Here is a 20,779-nt window from a genome sequence, read left to right on the forward strand (position 1 = left end):
ATCAATGTTCTACTGCACTGTGCTCTTGTTGACCCAATAGGACAGGTTGATATTTCGTACGTTCTACACGACGCAACTTGTAAGCAATTAGCTTATAGGTAAAGAAGGTTACTAACCCACTTGGCAGCATGGCCCATAACTCGTGAGTAAATCCGTTACTACTAAGTAATGATATCGACACCGAATATGCCCCGATAAACGCTATAAGCGGTAGCAAATACAACCAAGCCGATGCACTTAAAATACCTGCTTCCGGTATGCCTACAGTCACTTCTTGGCCAACCCGCACAGGCATGGGAGTACGCAGCGTCAACTGCTGCGTTTTCGGTGCAAGCGCACGAGAAATAACGCCGGTACCACAATCACTTTGTGCTTGGCATGCGTTACAGGTCGATTTAATCGCTGCTTCTACGGTGACCGTATCACCATTAACGGCAACTACGGTGGCGGTTTCTCTTATCATTGTTACTCAATTAAGCGGTTATTCACTTACACTGCTGACGGGGCGTAAAGACGTAGCAATAGCGTTAGCGGTTTGCAAAGGTATTTCTCCCACCACTGTCACCTGGGCTTTGCCGTCTGTCAACGTTAAGAACGTACTCACTTCATTGCGCAGCGCCAGCGTTTCACCTAACGCATCTTCCGCAGGCTGAACATACACAGATACGTCAACCAATCCATCTGAAAAGAGTTTATATTCTACAATCTGTCCTGTTAAGGCCAATCGTCTTGTATCTTGCTTTATTTCTCGCATGCCAGCCGGCAAATAGGTGACATCCCATTTGTGTGCACGATTTGGCGTGTTGCTCAGCGCCATGGGCGCGGGTAACGACGCAGAATTAATTCGTGAGAAATAATCAGCAGGCTCTGGCGATATCGCAAAGGCCGTGACCTGAATCTGCTCTAATAGCGCCCCTTGCAAATCAAGCATGTTCAGTTTGAGCAACATACCAGACGACTCATCCAGCCACAGTTGATAACCAAATCGCGTGTTATCTCGGCTGACTATTCGAATTTGTTGCGCTGAACGTCCTGCCACCCGCGCTCTTCCCACAGCGACGAACTCATAGGCTTCGGCAAGCTGTTCAGGATGATACAATAATACACTTGGTATTGGACCGTTGATATGCTTTGAACGCAAGCTATAGGGTTGTACATCTGGCTCAAATACACTCACCACATCGTTCACACGAATAAGCTCGCGGCCTGGTCCATTTTGAAGATTTAACTGCTCTAATTCAGAACCATCTTCCATTATCCCGTGGCGCCATAAATATGGAACGGTTTCCTTTCCTGCAATAGTTTGCACAAAAGACACTTGGAAATTGGCATTGGTTATAATGTTTTGAAGTTCAGCTAGCCACTGATTGGCCGATTGAGGCTCTCGTGTGCGAGAAGCAGATGCATTTTGCTCGCTTCGACTTTGTTCAAGTTGCTCTTGAATCACGTCTTCTCGCACTGCTTCTTCTTGATCGGCTTCATCTAGTGGGCCAGCTCTCGTGTTTGATTCTGGGTTAGCGTCTAATTTAACGTCGCCATCATTCACGTTTTGGACTGGGATAATAGGAGCTTTCGTTTCTTCGCTCAGCGAAGTGGTTTGGGCAACAGTGGGCTGAATAGCCGCGCCCGAAATGAAAAAAAGTGCAAGGATAGAACTACAGCGCATTTTTCCCGCCTTAAAACAAACATACCAGCAGTATATGCTGGTATGATTAAAATATGAAATGTATGTCAGTCGCAATTTACTTGCGAAAGCACATTCCAACTAATGTTGACTGGCTGCGATAACTTATGGGCGCTCTGGTCCACTTGTTTCGCTTTCACCTTCGTCCTCTTGCGCTTGCTTAAGCTTTATTTGCTGCTCATGATCAGCAATCAATGCATTAATTTTGCGCTTCTTCTCAAGCATTTCATTCATGTCGTTACGTGGTAACGTTCTGGTTTGTTCCAAACTCACTGGAGACAATCCACCTTGAGGAGCAATCGTTGGCGCTGTCATAAATGGCTCGGTAGGCGCTTCTTGATTAGTGTATTGAACACCAAAGATAACTGCCACTGCCACCGACGCAGCTACTGCAAACTGGCCTGACTGCTTCGCAAAAGGAACGACATTGCCAATCAATGGTATCGACTGCCAGCGCGAGCGTTTAGGTGCGACTATAGCTGGCTCGTTTTCAAGCGCAGCTGCTACGCTTGCGGTGATGTCCAACTGTGGAGCAACACTTGCTTCTTTTCGCATTGCACCGCGATACACATGGTAACGTTGCCATTTGGCCTGAAGCGCTTCATCTTGCTTAATCGCATCGATGATGTCATTGCCTTCTATCTCACCATCCATGAATGCGGACAATTTTTCTTGCTGTTGCGTCATATATTCATTTCCAGATCAAAGTGATCGTTAACTACCCTAACACAGCTGTTAGTCATCGTGGAAAAAAGAAAGTTCATCTTTTTTTGATTTTATTTCTTTTTAATTTTCTAACAACGGTTGAATAACTTTATCAATCGCCTCGCGAGCCCTAAAAATACGGGATCTCACCGTACCCACAGGACACGACATAACGTTCGCGATTTCTTCATAGCTCAACCCTTCAATTTCACGCAGCGTTATCGCCATACGTAAATCGTCCGGCAGCTTCTCAACTACCTTAAACAGGGTTTCTTCAATTTCCTCAGATAACAGGCTTCGCTCGGGTGTAGATTGCTCTTTTAATGCATCACTACCTTCGTAGAAATCTGCTTCGTCAGCATCGACATCGCTTGCAGGCGGCTTGCGACCTTGAGATACAAGATAGTTCTTGGCACTGTTTACCGCAATGCGATAAAGCCAAGTATAAAATGCACTGTCGCCACGAAAATTAGGTAAGGCACGGTAGGCTTTAATGAACGCTTCTTGCGTTACATCAGCAACGTCACCGGTATTTTTCACATAGCGAGAAACGAGATGCATCACTTTATGTTGGTAACGAGTTACCAACAAGTTGAACGCATTTTTATCGCCACGCTGTACTTTTTCGACCAGTTGTTGGTCGGTTATCTGCTCGCTCATTCGAGCCATTACTCCCTACTTCAACTACACAATAGCTCTAACAAGCATGTGTATAGACGCGTTCTTTTTACAAAAGTTCTGTAAAAGCATTAAATATTTAAAAAAATGCTTAGGCTAGGGGGCAAGAATGATTGTGTTTTGCTACTCATCCTTTAGACTTGCCGAACCTTTGCTCGTTTGAATTGATATAAAAATACATGAAATCTGTATCGTCTTCACTAACTTCCACATCAAATGCAATAGAACACCGTTGTGACGTATTGATTATTGGGAGTGGCGCGGCAGGATTGAGCTTAGCGCTTAAGCTTGCCGACCATTGTCAGGTTATTGTACTTAGTAAAAGTGACCGCAATGAAGGCTCTACCCGCTATGCACAAGGTGGTATTGCCGCAGTATTCGATGAACAAGACTCCATAGACGCACACGTAAAAGACACGCTTGCTGCAGGTGCTGGGCTTTGCGAAGAGCCAGCCGTAAGATTTACTGCAGAACGAGCAAAGGCGTCACTTGAGTGGCTTATCAGCTACGGTGTACCGTTTGATACAGAAAAAAGTGAATCTGGTGAGGAGCGCTTTCACCTTACCCGCGAGGGTGGACACAGCCACCGGAGAATTCTTCACGCTGCAGATGCCACAGGCGAAGCGCTTCAAATTACATTAAACGACGCGGTATCGACCCATCCAAACATCCACATATTTGAGCGCTATAACGCCATTGATCTCATTCCTTCAAAGGAAGAAAAGAACAGCGTGGTGGGTGCTTATGTTTGGAATAGACAACAAGAACACGTAGAGGTAATTCGTGCACCGTTTATTGCACTAGCTACAGGCGGTGGTAGCAAAGTATATCAGTATACCTCTAACCCCGATGTGTCCAGTGGTGACGGCATTGCTATGGCGTGGCGCGCAGGTTGTCGCGTAGCGAATATGGAGTTCAATCAATTTCATCCTACTTGTTTGTTCCACCCGCAAGCGCGCAACTTCTTGATTACAGAAGCGCTGCGCGGCGAAGGCGCAAACCTCTGCCACGCCGACGGTACCCGCTTTATGCATAAATTTGATGAGCGTGGCGATCTTGCGCCGCGCGATGTAGTCGCTCGCGCAATTGACTATGAAATGAAGCGATTGGGCGCTGACTGCATGTACTTGGATATCAGTCATAAGCCTGCTGACTTTATCGTTAAGCACTTCCCAAATATTTATCGAAAGTGCCGCTCGCTTGGTATCGATATAACCCGTGAACCTATTCCTGTTGTGCCCGCAGCGCACTACAGCTGCGGCGGAGTAATGACTGACTTTAATGCCAAAACCGATTTGAATAATGTATACGCTATCGGCGAAGTGGCCTATACCGGGCTGCACGGTGCCAACCGCATGGCGTCTAACTCACTACTAGAATGTGTTGTATTCGCGAGTGCGGCTGCAGAAGACATTATTAAAAATCTGCCCAGTGCAGATTGTGAAGAGTCAATTGCGCCTTGGGATGAGAGCCAAGTGTCTAACTCTGACGAAGAAGTCATCATTCAACATAACTGGCACGAACTTAGGCTGTTTATGTGGGATTACGTAGGTATTGTACGCACGGATAAGCGCCTTGAACGGGCCATGCGCCGCATTAAGCTATTAGAGCAAGAGATTACTGAGTATTACTCTCACTTCAGGGTAAGTAATAACCTACTAGAGCTTCGAAACCTTGTTACGGTTGCAGAACTCATTGTGCGATGTGCGATGGAGCGAAAGGAAAGCAGAGGGTTACACTTTAATTTGGACTACCCTGAACAGTTAGACAACCCCGTTCCTACAATACTTATTCCCAGAAAACAGCTGTCGGGCGCCGACGTTGGCTCGCTAATTACTCAAGACAGCTTCGCCGATGCCGACTAGTGCATAAAGTAAGGTCTATATCAGTCTAAAGAAGGCGCTAATGTTAATGCGCCTTCTTTAATAACTGGACAATACATTCACACAGCATCATTTAGCGCTCAATAAAACACTCAAACAAAAAGAGAGCATCGCAGCATGCTCTCTTTTCACCGTCCACAGTTTTTAACCAGTCTGTTCCCTTTCAAATTCACACGCTTTGCTAGGAAACTTGCCAGCGCCTTCTGAGTGAGCAATGATCTATGCAGATTGGTATTAACCTTAGGTTATCTCCCGCTTATCTTTTACAGCTCTACACCTGATTAAACGTTAATTCAGGCCTGATTAAACACTAAACTAGCAGATAAGTGCACAAGGCTGTCATTACTATCGGTAACGTCTATTAGCACACTATTATCCGTTTTACAGTGTTGTTGAATATGGATGTCACAGGGCAAAAACACGGGTTTTCTAAAGCGGCAATTTACTTCTTTTACGCTCATAGATTGTCTGAAGTCTTGATGACTTACAAACGCCGACACAGCGCGTGACAATGTCCACATGCCGTGCGCTATAGGCTGTTTAAACCCAAATGCTTTGGCAGATATTGCAGACAAGTGAATAGGGTTATAGTCACCAGAAAGCTTTGCATAGCGGCGACCTGTATTAGCCGAGGCACTAATTTCGCCGATGAGCGCCCTATTCTCTAATTCACAATCGTCATGTAAGTCATTTTTAGCACCAAGTGGAGCTACATGAACGGCTTTCACCTTCACTAAGTAACTACTTATCGCCCTGTAAACCAGATTCCCTGCCTGCAGCGCCTCTAACATCACATCCACTTCCCAACCTCGGTTATGCGGTCTCACATCGTGAAAGCGCACGCGACATTCAAAGGGTTCGCTTAAATCGCAATGGTCTATTACCGATACTTTGTTAGCGGCGTGAATAAGGCCAAGCAATGGAAATGGGCTTTGTTTGTCCAGCAAACACTGCATTTGCAATGGTAAGGAAAGCATCTGCAAATAAAGTGGATGGACATGCTCATTTGCCGGCCAGTCAACTTCCTGACAAAAAGAAGCGTAGTGCACATTGTCGACATTGAGCGTTTTGGTATAGATGCGCTGAGGCAACGTAGGCGGTTTAAACTGCATAAGCTGCCTGGCGTCAACGCGTTTAAATAACGCTTTGGTATACTCACGAAACATCTTTTTAATTCCTTTAAGGCGTTGCTTTTCGGGCCAAGATAATGGCTCTAGCCAACCGGCGATAGTCTGCTTCGCAGCACTCACCTTTTAAGATCCAAGCGAGATGGCTATGATCTTTTTCAAACCATCTGCGTTTTTGGCGCAGCACATTGATACACAGCCCCCAAGTAAAGAGCTGGGAAGAATGATGAATGTTCATTGATGTGCCGTCGACCTGAGCATCAACTAACAAGCTACCTTTTGGCATGCTTTGCAAATCCAGTGGGAGCGTGCTGTCGTCAACAACCCGGATAATACCATCGCTGGTCAAAGAGAGAGCGTATTGAGTAGCAGAAATTTTGTTACTAAACGCGTCATAAAGACGCCAGAAAATAACTAACGTAGTTGCAGCAGCAACAAGCGCTATCAATTTTGAGAAGCTCAGCCAAGACCACAAGTATTGAGGAAGGCTGCACAATGCTGCGAAAAGACAAACAGCAACGCATACTTCCCCAAATAACCTTCTAAACCTATTGTGCGTAATGCAAATTCTATACTTTGACACGGTTGACGATAGTCGCCACCATGGCGGCTAGTTCAGGGTCTTCGCACTTCTGGTGTCCCATGATCCATGCAAACAAATCAGGGTCATCACTGGTAAGTAAACGTTCAAATGTTTCTTGATCTTCATAACTTAAAGAATCGAAGGCTTCTTCCACAAAAGGAAGTAAAAGTACGTCTAATTCTAGCATGCCTCTGCGACACGCCCACTTTAATCGCGCTAATCTTTTTGGTTCAAACATATGTCTTTCATACCGTTTTTTATTCGCTAACAATAATACCATGCCCTATGCGTGGGGATCACTGCTCTTTTGGTCAGATAGGCAAACTAAATAGAACTTAATCTGCGCACATTCCCATGTATTGCCCTTGAATATTGGTGGTTTTACCATACCTTGAGTACATACAGCGAATTTTACAGTGGTGAATATGACATCTATCGCATCATTACAAAGTCTTCCAAGTGAATTTGTGGTCAAACTTTCAAATGCCATGATAATTTCTTTGGAAGGAGAACAGGCCGACAGTTACCTGCAAGGGCAAATTACGGTCAACATTAATAAGCTAACCGAGAATACTGCCAGGCATTTCGCCCATTGTGATAATAAAGGCAAAACGTGGTCTACCGGGTACGTAACTCGCCACCAAAACAAATTATTGTTGGTTACCAATGAAGATGCGGGTAGTCATTCATTAGCACAGCTTAATAAGTATGGTGTGTTCTCTAAGGTTGATATTCTCGACGACACACAAACATACAGCGCTTATTTTATTTCGCTTGATGCAGTGAAAACTAACGAAGTAAAGGCAGCGTTAAGCCAGCTTTTCTCCGAAAACGAAGTGGAACGCCTTCTTGAGAGCGATACTCCTGACAATGGTTCTCTTGAAAAGGTCGAGAGCGAACACGGCGTCGCCTATTTTGCCAATACTAGCTGCAAAGGAATTATTGTTCTTTTAGATGATAATGGCGCAAAGCAAATAAATTCGTTAATAGAGGCGCAAACCCTTTCTTGCTATCCCCAAACCGTGTTTGACGCTATACAAATTCAAAGCGTACACGCTTTAGTGCAAGGCGACGCAGTGGCGGAATACGTGCCCCAGATGATTAATGTGCAGGCGCTCAACGGTATCGACTTTGATAAAGGCTGCTATATGGGGCAAGAGGTGGTTGCGCGAACCCGCTTTCTGGGTAAAAACAAACGCGCCGCCTACAGCTTTAAGCTTGAAGGTAACGTAAATATTAAACCTGGCGATGCATTAGAAAAGCAGTTGGGCGAAAATTGGCGTATAGCGGGCAAAATACTCAATGTTGCATCGCTTGATAATGAAACCTGGTTTATTGCAGTGCTCAACAACGATACCACCAGCGAAGATTTACACAGATTGGCTGATAATAACGCCATTACCTGTTACCCTAATACTTTGCCGTACAGTATTGAGCAGAAAGCTAGCAATATTGTGAAAAAACGTCGATAAGCAGTTTTTACTGCATTACATTTATTGCCCTTTATTAAAGGGCCAAGATAGGATTTGTTATGACAATTACTTCTGACAGCGTTGTAACGCTACACTACACCGTATCTACCGAAGACGGCACAACGCTAGACTCTTCAGAAGGGAAATCGCCACTAGTAGTACTACTAGGCCGTCGCTTCTTAATTGAAGGACTAGAAGATGCACTTATTGGTAAATCGAAGGAAGATAGCTTCAACGTTTCAGTAAACCCTGAAAAAGCATACGGTGAACGTGCTGACGAACTTGTACAAACTGTACCACGCTCAATGTTTGACGGAATGGATGTTGAAGTGGGTATGTCTTTCCGCGCAACTACGCCACAAGGTGAGCAATCGGTCATTATCATTGAAACAACTGACGAAGAGGTTGTTGTTGACGGTAACCACCCTCTTGCCGGTATTCCGCTAACTTTTGACGTAACTGTTGTTGACGTACGAGAAGCAACGAAAGAAGAGCTTGAGCACGGTCATGTACACAGTGAAGGCGGTTGTGGTCACGACCACTAAGTCACGTTGCTATTAAGCTTTAATAAATACTTAATATATTAAAAAAGGAGCCATTGGCTCCTTTTTTTAATGAACACCATTTAATTAAATCGCGTCTTCGTTTTGTTCACCGGTACGAATTCGTACGGCGGTCTCAACGTTGTAAACGAAGATTTTCCCGTCGCCAATTTTGCCTGTCTTAGCTGACGTTTGAATAGCTTCAACCGCTTGCTCAACGCGGTCATCGTCCAATACAAGCTCAATTTTGATCTTGGGTAGGAAGTCAACTTGGTACTCAGCACCGCGATAAAGTTCAGTATGGCCTTTTTGACGACCAAACCCTTTCACTTCTGACACTGTCATCCCTGCGATACCGACTTCAGCTAGCGCTTCCCTAACATCGTCCATTTTGAACGGTTTAATGATAGCTTCAATTTTTTTCATGACTACAACTCATCGTAAATTGTTGGAATTGGCACACGTTTATGCTGTGTACGCTCATAAATATAGAGCAATTTCTCTTCCACTTCCGCAGAAACTGGCTTTCCTTCCAAAAAGTCATCAATTTGGTCGTAAGACATGCCCAATGCTTGCTCATCGGCTTTTTGCGGAGACAGGCTTTCCAAGTCAGCAGTTGGCGCTTTAGTGATGACGTTATGTGGTGCACCCAAATGGGCTGCCACTGCACGTACTTGGCGCTTACTGAGACCAAACAACGGCGCAAGGTCACATGCACCATCACCATACTTGGTATAAAACCCTGTAATATTTTCAGCCGAATGATCGGTACCTAAAACGAGGCCATCAACCATCCCAGCAATTTCATACTGGATAACCATACGAGTACGTGCTTTAACATTTCCTTTCACAAAGTCTTGTTTCGCTTCATTGTCGGGAAGAAGGTTAGCACTGGCAAGCGCTTGTGAAGTAGACGCATGAATAGCATCTGCGCCAGGTTTTACATTCACTGCAAGAGAATGAGAGGGCTGGATAAAGTCGATAGATTTCTGTGCATCGTCTTCATCGGCTTGGGTATCATAAGGTAAACGAACCGCGATAAATTGGTATTTTTCGTGGTGCTCATCGTTTAATTCATTTACTGCTAATTGAGCTAACCGACCCAATGTGCATGAATCAATGCCGCCACTAATACCCAGTACCAGCGAATTTAAACCAGAAGTAAGTAACTGCTTTTTTATGAACGAGACTCGACGTGCGACTTCGTACTCTACGTCAATTTCAGGCAGCACTTTCATTTCATCAATAACTGCTTGTTTTTGCATCATTATATCCACGTATTTTTGGGGCGTCCTGGAACTTGATTCTACGACAATCTGACCGCAGATGTTAGTGGTATCCGCACATCTATTTGGATTTACTCTTCTGGTATTGCAGTTGTGCAGCACTTAAGGTCAGCAATTTATTTATTATTAAGTTGAGATTCAAGCACAGCAGAACGACAAGCCATTAAACGTAAGGCGTATGGCCAAATATGCGGTTGCGCGGTAAAACATACCTTTGCCAACTCAAATTCGTTTACCCTAAAATATGAGTAAGTAGCGTAAAATTATGGCGCTACAACATTACATTGGAGAAAGGCGGCGCAAAAGCAAACCCGCCTGTTTCTCTTTATAGCAACGCGTGGAATCGAATACCGTTTATGACAAACACTAGGCTTACAGCACGACTATCCATAATGTCGAGACAGCAAGGACTAACCCTTCTAGAAATGCTTGTTGCCGTCGCTATTCTTGCCATTATTCTCACCACGGTTGCGCCTGGCATTCAAAATATCGTAATCAAAAATAGAATTACCTCTGACTTAAACAATTTAAGTGCAGTGGTTCAACGCGCTCGCTTTTCTGCGGTAGACGAACAAACCAACGTAGTGCTGTGCCCTACGCAAAACTATACAGCCTGCACGTCGAGTTGGCGCAATGCAAAAATGGTGTTTATAGATGCAAATGGAAACGGCAGCCGGAATAACAATGAGGTCTTAATTGTAGCAAGCGATCCACTTAGTAATGCCAATACCATCTCCGGTATAACCGGCAGCCTTATCTTCGACGAGCAAGGCGGAATAGACCGCGCCGCAACCATCACCTTATGTCCCAATAACAACGATGCAAACTATGCATCAGCACTTTTATTATCGCTTTACGGAAGAATATCTGTTGCCGTAGACAGTGATGACAACGGCAAAAAAGAAGACTTAGAAGGTAATGAGTTAAGCTGTAGCTAACCGTTCACTTTTCGTATCGTTAAGTTTCGAGCATTTTCTTACCAACATTCTGTGGGCGTCAGTGCGTCTTCACGTATTTTTATTACTCTACAGCTGTCCGTAGATGCTCTAGATGTCAGTGTAGCACTAATTTCATACATTCCCGTGTCGCTGATGGTTTGTGAGATGCGTACGCTGGCTATTCCAGAGGGTGGCAACGCATCGTGCGTTACGTACTCGCCTGTGAGTAGCCAACTTCGCGACTGAATTGCTTGGGCAGACAGAAGGTACGCTTTGACCTTGTTGAGCTGACTTAGTTGTTTGCTAGCGGTAATTGCCGACGTAGTCGCAACGCACAATATGCCTGCTATAGCCGTTGCAACCAGTATTTCTACAAGCGAAAACCCTTCAGTCAGATGATGTTGTATGTACGCTTTATAATTCCCTTCCATGGTACAGCTATCTCTCTAATTGAATTTCAGTACATTGAGATTACCAATATGAATTAAGCAGGGTAACTGGACTTACGCATGGCTTTTCACGCTTACACATCCAACAACAAGCTAAGCATTCCACAACGGAGATTGAATGGGTTTACGCTTGTAGAAATGCTAGTTGTACTGGCAGTAATCAGTCTCCTATCGTTAATTGCTATTCCTTCATTTGATGCATGGAATGAGCGAAATGCCTTTAAACATGCTGCCACCGGAATAGCCTCACTCGCAAAACAGGCGAGAATGAAAGCACTAATAGACAAAAAGAACATGTTCCTGATTGCGCAAATTGAACACAATAGCTGTGTGCTCGTGAGCGAAGAAAACTCGTGCTCTTGCGCCACCCGCCAAAGCTGTGCCTTGACTGAGTCGAGTTTCTTGTCACTGCCTTCGCGGTGGAATACAGAATTGAGCACAACCAATAATGAGGACAAGATTGTCGCGTTCAATAAAAACGGTACCCTCAATTTTGCCAGTAATACGACGCTAACGCTTTCAAGCCAGCGCTTCAGGGCAAAGTTAGTTATTAATACATTGGGGCGAATAAAGCTATGTAGCGTTCAGTCTATTTCTGGAATAGCGCCATGCTAATACATGTAATGCGTCGTGGCGCAATCAAGCCGTATTGTGGATATAGTCTCACCGAACTGCTGGTGGCCTGTGGCTTGGCAAGTATAGTGATTTCAGCCGTTGCAACTCAAGCGGCGCGGTCGCACATTGCACACTCATCAATTCAACACGCTACCAGCGTAGAAGACGACATACGTGCGCTACAAAGTACAATTACACAACACCTAAGCAAAGCGGGTTTTGTTTACTCCCCTAACACCCTATCACCTTTCGGTGCGACCACAATCGAAAATACGGTATTCGAAGTAACCACTGGCCACCGCGCAAATGAACCTGAAAATAGCTGTGTTACCTTTTCTTATGATAAGAACAAGGACGGCGTGGTATCGCAGGCTCAGGGGGAGTTTTTTGGATACCGATTGCACGACAATGCCATCGAGTACCGAGTAGCGGGACATTCCTGTATACAAAGCGGTTGGTACGACTTAACCGATACGCAAACTACCGTTGCCACCAAATTCACGGTTAACCGAAGGCACAGCAGTAGCTGGGGAAGTGCCTATGAAATTGAAATAGAGTTGCACAGTAAAGTTGATCCTACCGTCAAAAGCGCCAGAACGTTCATAGTTGAGGCTGTCAATGCCTACGACTAATACCGAAATGCAGTGCCCTCAAAGAGGCAACAGAAAAACTGAGTTTAGAACAAGCCATGGAGGGGTTGTACCTACACGCCCTACTGCACCGCTTCGTTTTCAGCAAGGCATCGCCGTGTTGGGAATTGTGGCCATATTATTAAGCGCTATTACCTTCTCAGCTATAAGTACATCACAGCAGGTTCAACAATTTTATACGATTGAAAAGACAAAGCGGGATACCGAGAAGGCGCATGTTACACACATGCAGCAAGTCAAAGAAATCGCCACGTTGTTACGAAGTCATTCGGTCTCGCAAACGTTGAATAGGATAGACACATCCAATGCAACGATACTTATTGAGCAGACCGATTTAGTTGGTGAAGAACAGCAGTCTTTGCAACACTTTGACGTGCGGGTTTCCCAAGACGAAAGTAATACGATTTTTACAGCTAAATTTCTGCGCTATCCGTCACTGTTAAGGCTACCTACTTCAACTCAACAATTATCATGGGACAATCAGCTTACCGAATGGCTGTTTAATCGAAGCATAGAGCACCTGAGTGCGACGTATTTTCCTCAAAGCGTTGCTAAACAGGATTGTGTGAACCTTCCGCCTGCCAGTATTTTCTGGATAGAGGGAGATTGCCAATTGGATAACGAAGATATAGCACACTCAGACGAAAACCAGCCTTTAATGCTACTGATAGTGGATGGCGACCTTTCACTTCACGCCGATACGCAATTCCATGGTTTGATAGTTATGCTTTCCACCACGCCATATACGCACACTTTGCATGTTTCGCCTGAGGCATCTATAAAAGGCGCTTACGTTTCCAACCACCCCTTGAACACGAGTCTTGATGGGTCATTAACACCGTCCACCACGGTGCTAAAAAACCTTCAATCGCACACTACACTCGCTAAAATTATCCCTATCCCGGGTTCATGGTATAGGAATAACTCAACAAACGATTGAGCTGAATATTAGGTAAACGAAAAACCAGAAATAAAGGATCCTCAAAGATGCCTAAATTGAAAAATACAGGAAGTATTTTAATTGAAGTGTTGCTGGCACTGCTTATTTTAACAAGCACTACCACCTATCTACTTGCCACTCGCATTGACTCTAGGCTTCTCTTTCAAATGACTTTGGATGAAAACGCTGAGCACAATGGCTCATTGAATTCGGTTCGACTCGCCCTGGTTAACGACCCGGTTGACCAACGTTGGGATGACATCGCAATATTTGGTGAACCGTCATTACTGGTAATTTCAGCCCAATAGCACATCAACGCCACGTTTTTTTAAGGCGTCAAAACGACCTGTGGCATTAATCGCTTAACGAATATCTACCAGTATTAATAATTAGCATGACCAGCAATATTCATCGGACTCAAGGGATCCATTGTTATTTTTATCCCAACCCTTTCTCCCATCACTGAAGTAAAACAACGTGCCATCTGATGCTTGACCTGTGCCGCTGACTGGCGTTGCCCTCAACTCATAAGCTGTTGCGCTGGCCGCTTGTATAGTTAAATTATAACGGCGATTTGCTTGGGGCTCAGAAGACGGAGAATAAGTAGAAAAAACGGCTGGCGCGCCGGTGTTTGCGCCACCACTTGCCGCACCTTCATAACTGAAAGAACCACTGTGATGACGTTCCATTGCAGATGCGAACCCCAACAAGTCAGCCTGCCCTGTGCCGCGGTATCCATCGGCAATAACACCTTGGTAAGAAGGGTATGCAATGGCGGCAATAATGCCCACTATCGCCACGACTATCATAAGCTCAATTAATGAAAATCCGCTCTCTGTTTTTTTATGCTTCACAATTATTCCCTCTCTGTTTCTGAGTGCCAACTACCACGCTGAATTCGCTCGAATCTTCCGTAAATATTTTCAGCTAAACACTCAAATGCGTTAGTACATGCCTCGTCGTTGCCATCTTCATCAACGTCAATCACTGCTGAGACACATTCAGTACCCAAGCAAACCACTGGGCTCACAATATCTTCTATAAGAATTTTGGTCTCTGGTGCGATGCCAGTTTGTTTTAATTCTGCTGAGCGGTCAGCGTCGTTAACTTCTCCGTCATTATTTACATCTGTGACGGCGTTGCCATTAAACATACTGACTAAATAAGCGCGACTATTACCCGTGGGCGGAGCACATGCACTGGTACTACTCGCCGCCGGAACATAGGTCGTAAAGAACACCTTGTAATCGATAATTAGCGGAGAAGACAGTACCTTTTCACCGTTAGTGGTTAAATTCAAATACCACCCAGCCTTGTTAGCAAAGTCCTGTGAAGCCAACTCACGCTCCCCCTCGTCACTACTATTTAAGGCATGACTCGTGGCGTTGTACATTCCACTCTCATAAACCGTTTGCATAAATGTGTAATTCCCATTTACATCACGGTTAAATACGCCGCTGTCTTTAAGCATATAAAAGTTGTCTTCAACTACGGTATCTAGCGGAGATGCACGCCATCCACTGCCAAGGGCTATGCCATAATACAACTCATCGCCTAGCGCTATCTCTGTTACGTCTGGCCCATAGTAGAAATGTCGATTGGTTTCTGCTGTGTCGCCACCGAAGTCGGCAATGCGCGCGCCTTTTATAAAATTCGTACCTGAATTTCCATTATAGATGTCTAACCTGAATAACTGGCCGCCCATATCGGCCACATACATATGGTCCGCAAACCCATCGTTATCCCTATCAATAACTGAAATTCGCCCTGGAACGCTGTATGTCATATTCGTTAAGTTTAAATCCGCATCTTCATTACTTGCATGCCACAAAAGGCTGCCAGTATCAGCGTCGAACATAAACACAGCATTGCCAACGACATCATTTGCTCGAATAGCACGATCATCTTGTGCGTCATCGTAGCCACCGCCAACAATCATGACATTTTTAACTTGTCCGCCCATGTTCACTTTAGTGATTGTTGGTCTCGACCACGTCTGGCCCAACTTTGTCAGCGTCCCCGCCCCGCCTTCAATTTTGAATTTCAGCGTGGGTGAGGTCTTTTGCGTCACATCAAAGACATAATAATTACGTCCCCCCCTGCGCATACCAACATAAAGGTACTTGTTGTCTCCAACTGTTCTTAGAATCATGTCACCATCTAAGCCATATTTGTGCTCTAGCGATGATGTGTCTTTATAAAAATGATGTAGATTCTGCAGCAATGTTTTGGGCATGATGGCAAAGTTCTCTTCGCCTGTTGAAGTGTCGAATGAATGCAACATTCCTTGGTTGGTGGCGACAAAAATGGCCGAGTCGTCAGTACCGTAGTTAACAATTATAGGCTGAGAGTGAATGGGATCGCCCATTTGAGAGCGATAGTCAGTTGTACTTCCATCGCCGTTACTGTCTTTTACGTCCACGCCTCGAGTCCACTTTAAGATGGCATCTCTTAGTGCATTCGCGTCAGTTTCATCCTGAATGGCAAGGTCAGCATTCGTTATATTCGTATTGTTTTCGTGTAATTCATTGGCACTTCTTACAATGCTACCCGTATCATTGAACACGTATATATTTCGGTTCCCGCCCAAGCGACTGGCTGCTCCACCTTCACTCACCTCGCTGCCGTCAGCAAGGGTTGACCAATAGCTATGTGCATTTTCAGCGAAGAATCCCGTAACGCTATCCACCGCATTTAGGCTGTTTTTATCGAGAATTTCATCACCACTTAAGCGATAACGTTTGAGGTTCCCAGGCCAAATCGCCCCTTCGCTCGGCTTAAACAATGCGAAGTATAATTCATCTCTATGGGTTAGACGGTTTAGCTGGTTAACCGCCACACCAGGCGACACAAAGGTTGCATTAATATCTTTTACAGAACGCAAAATAGTATTAAACGCCTCGAGCAAATCCGTACTGTTATCTGCCTGATAGAAACCACCACCACTTTGCAAAGCAAGCTGATTAAGGAAGTTGTTGGCGTTATTGTTCGCCGCAAACCCAATGGTGTGTGTAATAACCCTTGGGCCTATTACTGACGTTGACGCTTCACTGATATTTCTCACTAAATCTAGGCCGCACTTCTCACCGCTACTTCCGGTACAGCTTTTACCAAGTAACGTCTGAATTTTCGAAACACTGTGGTTGTTGTTCGCTTCACCGTCGGACAATAAAACAATGTGGTTGTTCGTTTGGCACTGTAGGTCAGACACTGGCGAAATGTAACTTGCCGGTGTTGGGATCTGCTCAGTGATACAGTCGCTGTCTGACAAGTTGTCTTCCGAGCAGCCCGAAGGCAAAATTGAATCTGCACCTATATAAGAGCTTCTGTGGCTCACACGAGTACTTCTTCGCACAGAGCTGCTAACGTCACTTTCCCCACGTTTTCGCCCATAATCTACGTCTCTACCGCCATAATAGTTAGCCGCTTCCAACAATGTGTCTACTATAGGGGTTAGACCGTTGGCGCTAAGCTCATCTATTTTGCTGATCAAATGTTCACGGACCGTTGCTGAAGCGCCAGGTGTCGCCGAGCCGTTAAACTTCACAATAAGCTTCGGTGCTTTAGATGGCGAGTTGTTATACGTATGCGCACCGCGGTACGACACAAAATCATCAAGAACAAATGCCATATCGTTACCTGACTGCCACCCTGAACGATCAACAATTTGCTTAACAATGTTGCTCACGTCAGGCGTACGGTAGGTATAATTGTTGTAAAAATCAGGCATGGACCAAGTAATACCCGATGTTTTAGGCAAATTTCGTAAGCGGTTACGACGGTCTGGATGAAAATCAGACGCATCATTATCAGCTACGCCCCTAATGCGCATGCTCGGGTTACCATAGGTCACCGTACTGTAAGCAGTAAACTCAAGATACGCTTCTGTTACTACCGCCCCTTGAGGAATGTTCACATTGCGAAATCGAACGCCAATGTAATCATTGTAAGATGGGTGGAAGGTCAGTTCACTGCCGGTATTCGGGTAGCCGTTTACGTTCTCTTCCAAGTTATCTCGTGAACTGGCTACTTGATAAATTGCTTCGCCTTGAACACAGCCCGTAGCGGTAGAGTCATCATAAGTTACCACCAACTGTGGCGCACCACTTTGGCCTACGTCACTGGCTCTTACCTCACGAGAGCTTGCTGAATCGGTGCTAGAGCCTTCTATTAAAATATTAAGGTTCTTACCGCCACACCATGCCGATAAATCGACGACTTCTTGAATGACTGCACTTATGTCAGGTGTAGTTATCACCTCGCCTGAGGCGGGAAAGCTATTATCGGTTGCCCACTCAACGTTAGCCGCGGTCTTCGTTCGCGCACTCAAATTGTTCGAAGACGAAGCAAAGGCTGTACTTGATGCCGATGCTTCAGCTGATATGACAAGGGATGTACCCGCCACATTGAATTTTTCTGAAGTAAACCTAATACTGGCATTAACGATTGTCGCGCCTTGAGGTATGTTTAACTCGGTAAAACGCAGACCAGAGGTTACGGTTTGGGTACCGCTGCTTAATACAAGGTCATTGCTGTCAGTGGTAACGCTACCGTCTATTTCATGTGCGTCGTGATCGTCGTCGTTGGTTGAAATGATAATTTCAGGTCTTACCGCTTCATCTATATTGCGAACCGGATAGAGGATTGGGCCACCGTAATCCGAAAAACGCATCAAACCTGCGTTAATATTGGTCGCCGAACCGAGCGCTTCTTTTAGTGCATTCTGTACGCGCAACATTCGAGTTTGGCTGGTGTTATCGTAAGATCCCATACTTCCCGATGAGTCCATGATAAACAGCACATTCGGGTTATAGGTTACGGCGTTATTTGCGTTGCCTAGGTAAATATCAAGGTCGTCACCAAACGCAGAGAAACCGATACAGCTAAATAGTGTAATAGAGGCAAGGTAAGTCGAGAGTTTCTTCATATTAATACCTATTGAGACGCAGGGCCAAATACAGAGGCAGCCAAGCTGTTCGCCACAACAGAAGATTTACCCGCCACTTTCCCACATCCTCTGATAATGAATACATGGCAATTGACGTTGCTTCCACCAATCACGTTACTCGAGCCTCGACAAGCCTGCTCTCTGATAAACGCAGTGCGCGACCAACTCTTTGACGAGGCCTCACTTTGATACGTGCCATCCACCACATGTCTGTCACCAACAGCAAGGCCGCCTTCAGTCATGTATCTGTCAGTCCACTCCCCGTCATCGAAACAGCTCATTGAATCTGCTTCAGGGTCAAACACGTTACCCTGCCGAGCTTCCGAGAGCGGGTCTGTCTTATTCGGGTCGGTAAGTAGGGTTTCATCTTCAGATTCAAAGAAAACGCCCGCGATCGCTGCTTCAGCAGCATCAAAAGCCAAACCACTTTGCTGCATAGACACTGCCATTTTAGACTGAGACAAGCTACTGGTTACCGCGCTTACCCCTAAAACAGTGATTGAAAGCAACACAAGAAGTGCGAATACCATCACTAAGCCTTGTTGTTTCATCGCGAACTCCTGACAAAATTTTTCATATTTCGAAGTGCCAACGTTTTTGAGAACACTTGATAATAATGGGCCGTGTCCATCGTTTTAGATGCTTCGTTTAACAGCGCATATTTCTGAGACTGTGTTTGTCTCACTTCATTTTGATAGCTTTTAAGCATTAGCGCCCAGCGCAGTGACACAACTTGTTGATTAAGCGCCCTTAAACCTTCAATTTCATCTGCGGTTACATACGAAACAGCTTGCCCTTGAGAATTGGTAATGCTGCTTGAAACGCCGAACTGCACTTGGAAACTTTCGACGTTATCGAGCAATGTTACGGTAAGGGGCGACACTGTCTGCACCTTTAGACCACGAAGTACCCGACCATCATATCCTGTGCACTTAAGTGTACTGCCGCTTACAAAGTAGTGATTAACAACGTGAAACTCGAGACCGCCATAGCCGTGCTGGTTTCCAGTACAATCTTCGTCACTTAGTAGGCTCACAACCAGCTTATCACTGCCGCCACTAGAGGTTTGTATACTGCCTAGTGTCGCGTTGGTAGCGAAATCCCCTGCTACAGCGATGGGGTGATTTTCCACATAGGCCGCTTCGGCAACGATATCAACGGATGTATCCACATCCGCGACTATCTGATCATAACGGCCGACTTCATAGAATTCTGCTGAGAGGCGAGCCATGATAAAGCGGCCTGACTCTTGTACTTGAGCCACGGCTTGATTGAGCTTATTCGTCACGCTACTACTGACGAGCACTTGAATAATCGCGCCTGATATCACTAACCCCAGCGTTAACGTAATCATTAACTCGACAAGGGAGAAACCCTGCTGTGGGCGGTGGCGACGTGCATTCATAATGTAATGTCCTTAAACACACATGCGTTACTGTCACCTTCAGATTCGTTACATCGCGCATTAAGGGTATAGGTCTGATTTCCCGAAGAAGCGACAGGCCACGTCAACAACACTTCTACACGAGAACCTGCACTACAGCTGTAAATATCTGCCGTATTGTTGTCGTCACACGATACCGACACTTTAGTTTGAGGATTGGTTTGTACCGCTGAACACGATAGCGCCCAACCATCGTACTCAGCCATCTGTGCTTCAGTACAGGCCTGGCCTTCGCAATTTGGGATCCCTGCCGGCCTTGCCAGACAGTAGCAGTGATAAGGATGAGACGAGCCAGAACAACTTAACGTGGCAAAATTATAGGTATCGCTAGAGAAGTACGCATTGTTGACTACCATGCCGTCTCCCACTGTTGCTGGGCGAGCGGCGGCTCTCAATCGTTCTGCAACTTGTGCTGCCACCATTTCGGCCTGAGTTCGGCTTATTGCGTCTTTATTGGCAAAAGAGCCCGTAAACTGGAGCGCAGCAACACCCAGTAAGCCCACCGCTAATATAAATAAGGTGATTAAGATCTCTATAAGACCTGCACCGTGTTGTGCGCGAATATGACTTCCCTTCACTCGCTTCATTATCACCTTTTCAGCAATCATCTTTTTTTGCCATATACCTAACATTCAAATTGGTGTTATCACCAATGTAGTATAGTAAGACAAAAGCGTATAACACTGGGTATCAATGGTTATTAAAACGTATAATTTTCTGTGACCTGCTCTAGCAAGCAAGTACAAGGCAGACTGTTCAACCATTTTATCTTTAAAGTAACAGGCTCTAAATGGTTAGCGTGCTATAACAACGCTTTACAATGTACGTTTACGGC

23 protein-coding genes are annotated in these 20,779 nt (G+C 45.3%); 8 read left to right on the forward strand and 15 right to left on the reverse strand.

Features of this window, described 5'->3' with window-relative positions; translation table 11 throughout:
- Position 1: 1 nt before the first annotated feature.
- The 4 genes from QME20_RS09235 to rpoE form a co-directional block, all read right to left on the reverse strand.
- Positions 2–463, reverse strand: a complete 462-nt coding sequence (locus QME20_RS09235) for a SoxR reducing system RseC family protein (protein ID WP_039228286.1) — start codon at positions 461–463, stop codon at positions 2–4.
- A gap of 18 nt (positions 464–481) precedes the next feature.
- Positions 482–1,666, reverse strand: coding sequence for a MucB/RseB C-terminal domain-containing protein (locus tag QME20_RS09240; RefSeq protein ID WP_239219173.1), 1,185 nt, complete (start codon positions 1,664–1,666; stop codon positions 482–484).
- A gap of 123 nt (positions 1,667–1,789) precedes the next feature.
- On the reverse strand, positions 1,790–2,371 hold the full coding sequence (locus tag QME20_RS09245) for an RseA family anti-sigma factor (RefSeq protein ID WP_014976995.1): 582 nt from the start codon (positions 2,369–2,371) through the stop codon (positions 1,790–1,792).
- A 99-nt stretch (positions 2,372–2,470) separates the two neighbouring features.
- Positions 2,471–3,049 (reverse strand): RNA polymerase sigma factor RpoE, encoded by a 579-nt coding sequence (gene rpoE / locus QME20_RS09250; RefSeq protein WP_012518957.1) that lies wholly within the window; start codon positions 3,047–3,049, stop codon positions 2,471–2,473.
- A gap of 197 nt (positions 3,050–3,246) precedes the next feature.
- Between rpoE and nadB the strand changes: the two genes are divergently transcribed.
- Positions 3,247–4,932 carry an L-aspartate oxidase gene (gene nadB / locus QME20_RS09255; RefSeq protein WP_281715822.1) on the forward strand — a complete coding sequence of 562 codons (1,686 nt, stop codon included), beginning with the start codon at positions 3,247–3,249 and terminating at the stop codon, positions 4,930–4,932.
- Positions 4,933–5,243: 311 nt separating this feature from the next.
- Here nadB and QME20_RS09260 read toward each other — a convergent pair whose 3' ends face one another.
- The 3 genes from QME20_RS09260 to QME20_RS09270 all read right to left on the reverse strand — a co-directional run bounded on the left by QME20_RS09260 (position 5,244) and on the right by QME20_RS09270 (position 6,898).
- A complete protein-coding gene (locus QME20_RS09260; RefSeq protein WP_039228294.1) occupies positions 5,244–6,116 on the reverse strand; it encodes a MaoC/PaaZ C-terminal domain-containing protein in 873 nt (290 codons plus the stop codon).
- 13 nt (positions 6,117–6,129) lie between these two features.
- Positions 6,130–6,525, reverse strand: a complete 396-nt coding sequence (locus QME20_RS09265; RefSeq protein ID WP_049586634.1) for a hypothetical protein — start codon at positions 6,523–6,525, stop codon at positions 6,130–6,132.
- 121 nt (positions 6,526–6,646) lie between these two features.
- Positions 6,647–6,898 carry a succinate dehydrogenase assembly factor 2 gene (locus tag QME20_RS09270; RefSeq protein WP_014950112.1) on the reverse strand — a complete coding sequence of 84 codons (252 nt, stop codon included), beginning with the start codon at positions 6,896–6,898 and terminating at the stop codon, positions 6,647–6,649.
- 187 nt (positions 6,899–7,085) lie between these two features.
- Here QME20_RS09270 and QME20_RS09275 point away from each other — a divergent pair, with 187 nt between their 5' ends.
- Entirely contained in the window at positions 7,086–8,132 is a 1,047-nt protein-coding gene (locus QME20_RS09275) for a glycine cleavage system protein T (RefSeq protein WP_049586589.1), read from the forward strand.
- Positions 8,133–8,191: 59 nt separating this feature from the next.
- The gene (locus QME20_RS09280; protein WP_014950114.1) at positions 8,192–8,677 is read left to right on the forward strand and encodes a peptidylprolyl isomerase; all 486 of its coding nucleotides are present in this window, start codon (positions 8,192–8,194) and stop codon (positions 8,675–8,677) included.
- An 84-nt stretch (positions 8,678–8,761) separates the two neighbouring features.
- Here QME20_RS09280 and QME20_RS09285 read toward each other — a convergent pair whose 3' ends face one another.
- Positions 8,762–9,100, reverse strand: coding sequence for a P-II family nitrogen regulator (locus QME20_RS09285; RefSeq protein WP_014950115.1), 339 nt, complete (start codon positions 9,098–9,100; stop codon positions 8,762–8,764).
- A 2-nt stretch (positions 9,101–9,102) separates the two neighbouring features.
- Positions 9,103–9,939, reverse strand: coding sequence for an ammonia-dependent NAD(+) synthetase (nadE, locus tag QME20_RS09290; RefSeq protein WP_014950116.1), 837 nt, complete (start codon positions 9,937–9,939; stop codon positions 9,103–9,105).
- 413 nt (positions 9,940–10,352) lie between these two features.
- Between nadE and QME20_RS09295 the strand changes: the two genes are divergently transcribed.
- On the forward strand, positions 10,353–10,898 hold the full coding sequence (locus QME20_RS09295) for a GspH/FimT family pseudopilin (protein ID WP_281715823.1): 546 nt from the start codon (positions 10,353–10,355) through the stop codon (positions 10,896–10,898).
- A gap of 38 nt (positions 10,899–10,936) precedes the next feature.
- On the opposite strand, the gene QME20_RS09300 is transcribed toward QME20_RS09295, so the two are convergent.
- A complete protein-coding gene (locus tag QME20_RS09300) occupies positions 10,937–11,329 on the reverse strand; it encodes a prepilin-type N-terminal cleavage/methylation domain-containing protein (protein ID WP_014977002.1) in 393 nt (130 codons plus the stop codon).
- Positions 11,330–11,407: 78 nt separating this feature from the next.
- On the opposite strand from QME20_RS09300, the gene QME20_RS09305 reads away from it, so the two are divergent.
- The 4 genes from QME20_RS09305 to QME20_RS09320 are packed head-to-tail and all read left to right on the forward strand — an operon-like array spanning position 11,408 to position 13,860.
- Positions 11,408–11,962 carry a prepilin-type N-terminal cleavage/methylation domain-containing protein gene (locus QME20_RS09305; RefSeq protein ID WP_281715824.1) on the forward strand — a complete coding sequence of 185 codons (555 nt, stop codon included), beginning with the start codon at positions 11,408–11,410 and terminating at the stop codon, positions 11,960–11,962.
- On the forward strand, positions 11,956–12,594 hold the full coding sequence (locus QME20_RS09310) for a potassium:proton antiporter (RefSeq protein ID WP_281715825.1): 639 nt from the start codon (positions 11,956–11,958) through the stop codon (positions 12,592–12,594). Before QME20_RS09305 ends, QME20_RS09310 begins: the two co-directional genes overlap by 7 nt.
- Positions 12,581–13,552, forward strand: a complete 972-nt coding sequence (locus tag QME20_RS09315) for a hypothetical protein (protein ID WP_281715826.1) — start codon at positions 12,581–12,583, stop codon at positions 13,550–13,552. Before QME20_RS09310 ends, QME20_RS09315 begins: the two co-directional genes overlap by 14 nt.
- Positions 13,553–13,599: 47 nt before the next feature.
- On the forward strand, positions 13,600–13,860 hold the full coding sequence (locus QME20_RS09320) for a hypothetical protein (RefSeq protein WP_281715827.1): 261 nt from the start codon (positions 13,600–13,602) through the stop codon (positions 13,858–13,860).
- An 81-nt stretch (positions 13,861–13,941) separates the two neighbouring features.
- Here QME20_RS09320 and QME20_RS09325 read toward each other — a convergent pair whose 3' ends face one another.
- From QME20_RS09325 to QME20_RS09345, 5 genes are read right to left on the reverse strand one after another with little or no spacing between them, the layout of a single operon-like run.
- On the reverse strand, positions 13,942–14,406 hold the full coding sequence (locus QME20_RS09325; protein WP_014950123.1) for a type IV pilin protein: 465 nt from the start codon (positions 14,404–14,406) through the stop codon (positions 13,942–13,944).
- Positions 14,407–14,408: 2 nt separating this feature from the next.
- Entirely contained in the window at positions 14,409–18,479 is a 4,071-nt protein-coding gene (locus QME20_RS09330) for a PilC/PilY family type IV pilus protein (RefSeq protein WP_281715828.1), read from the reverse strand.
- Positions 18,480–18,487: 8 nt separating this feature from the next.
- Positions 18,488–19,051, reverse strand: coding sequence for a PilX N-terminal domain-containing pilus assembly protein (locus QME20_RS09335; RefSeq protein ID WP_014950125.1), 564 nt, complete (start codon positions 19,049–19,051; stop codon positions 18,488–18,490).
- The gene (locus tag QME20_RS09340; protein ID WP_281715829.1) at positions 19,048–19,905 is read right to left on the reverse strand and encodes a PilW family protein; all 858 of its coding nucleotides are present in this window, start codon (positions 19,903–19,905) and stop codon (positions 19,048–19,050) included. Before QME20_RS09340 ends, QME20_RS09335 begins: the two co-directional genes overlap by 4 nt.
- Positions 19,902–20,552, reverse strand: a complete 651-nt coding sequence (locus QME20_RS09345; protein ID WP_080589202.1) for a pilus assembly protein PilV — start codon at positions 20,550–20,552, stop codon at positions 19,902–19,904. Before QME20_RS09345 ends, QME20_RS09340 begins: the two co-directional genes overlap by 4 nt.
- Positions 20,553–20,779: the final 227 nt, after the last annotated feature.

It is taken from the genome of Alteromonas sp. CyTr2, from assembly GCF_947311905.1.
In the GTDB taxonomy this organism is placed as follows: Bacteria; Pseudomonadota; Gammaproteobacteria; order Enterobacterales; family Alteromonadaceae; genus Alteromonas; species Alteromonas macleodii.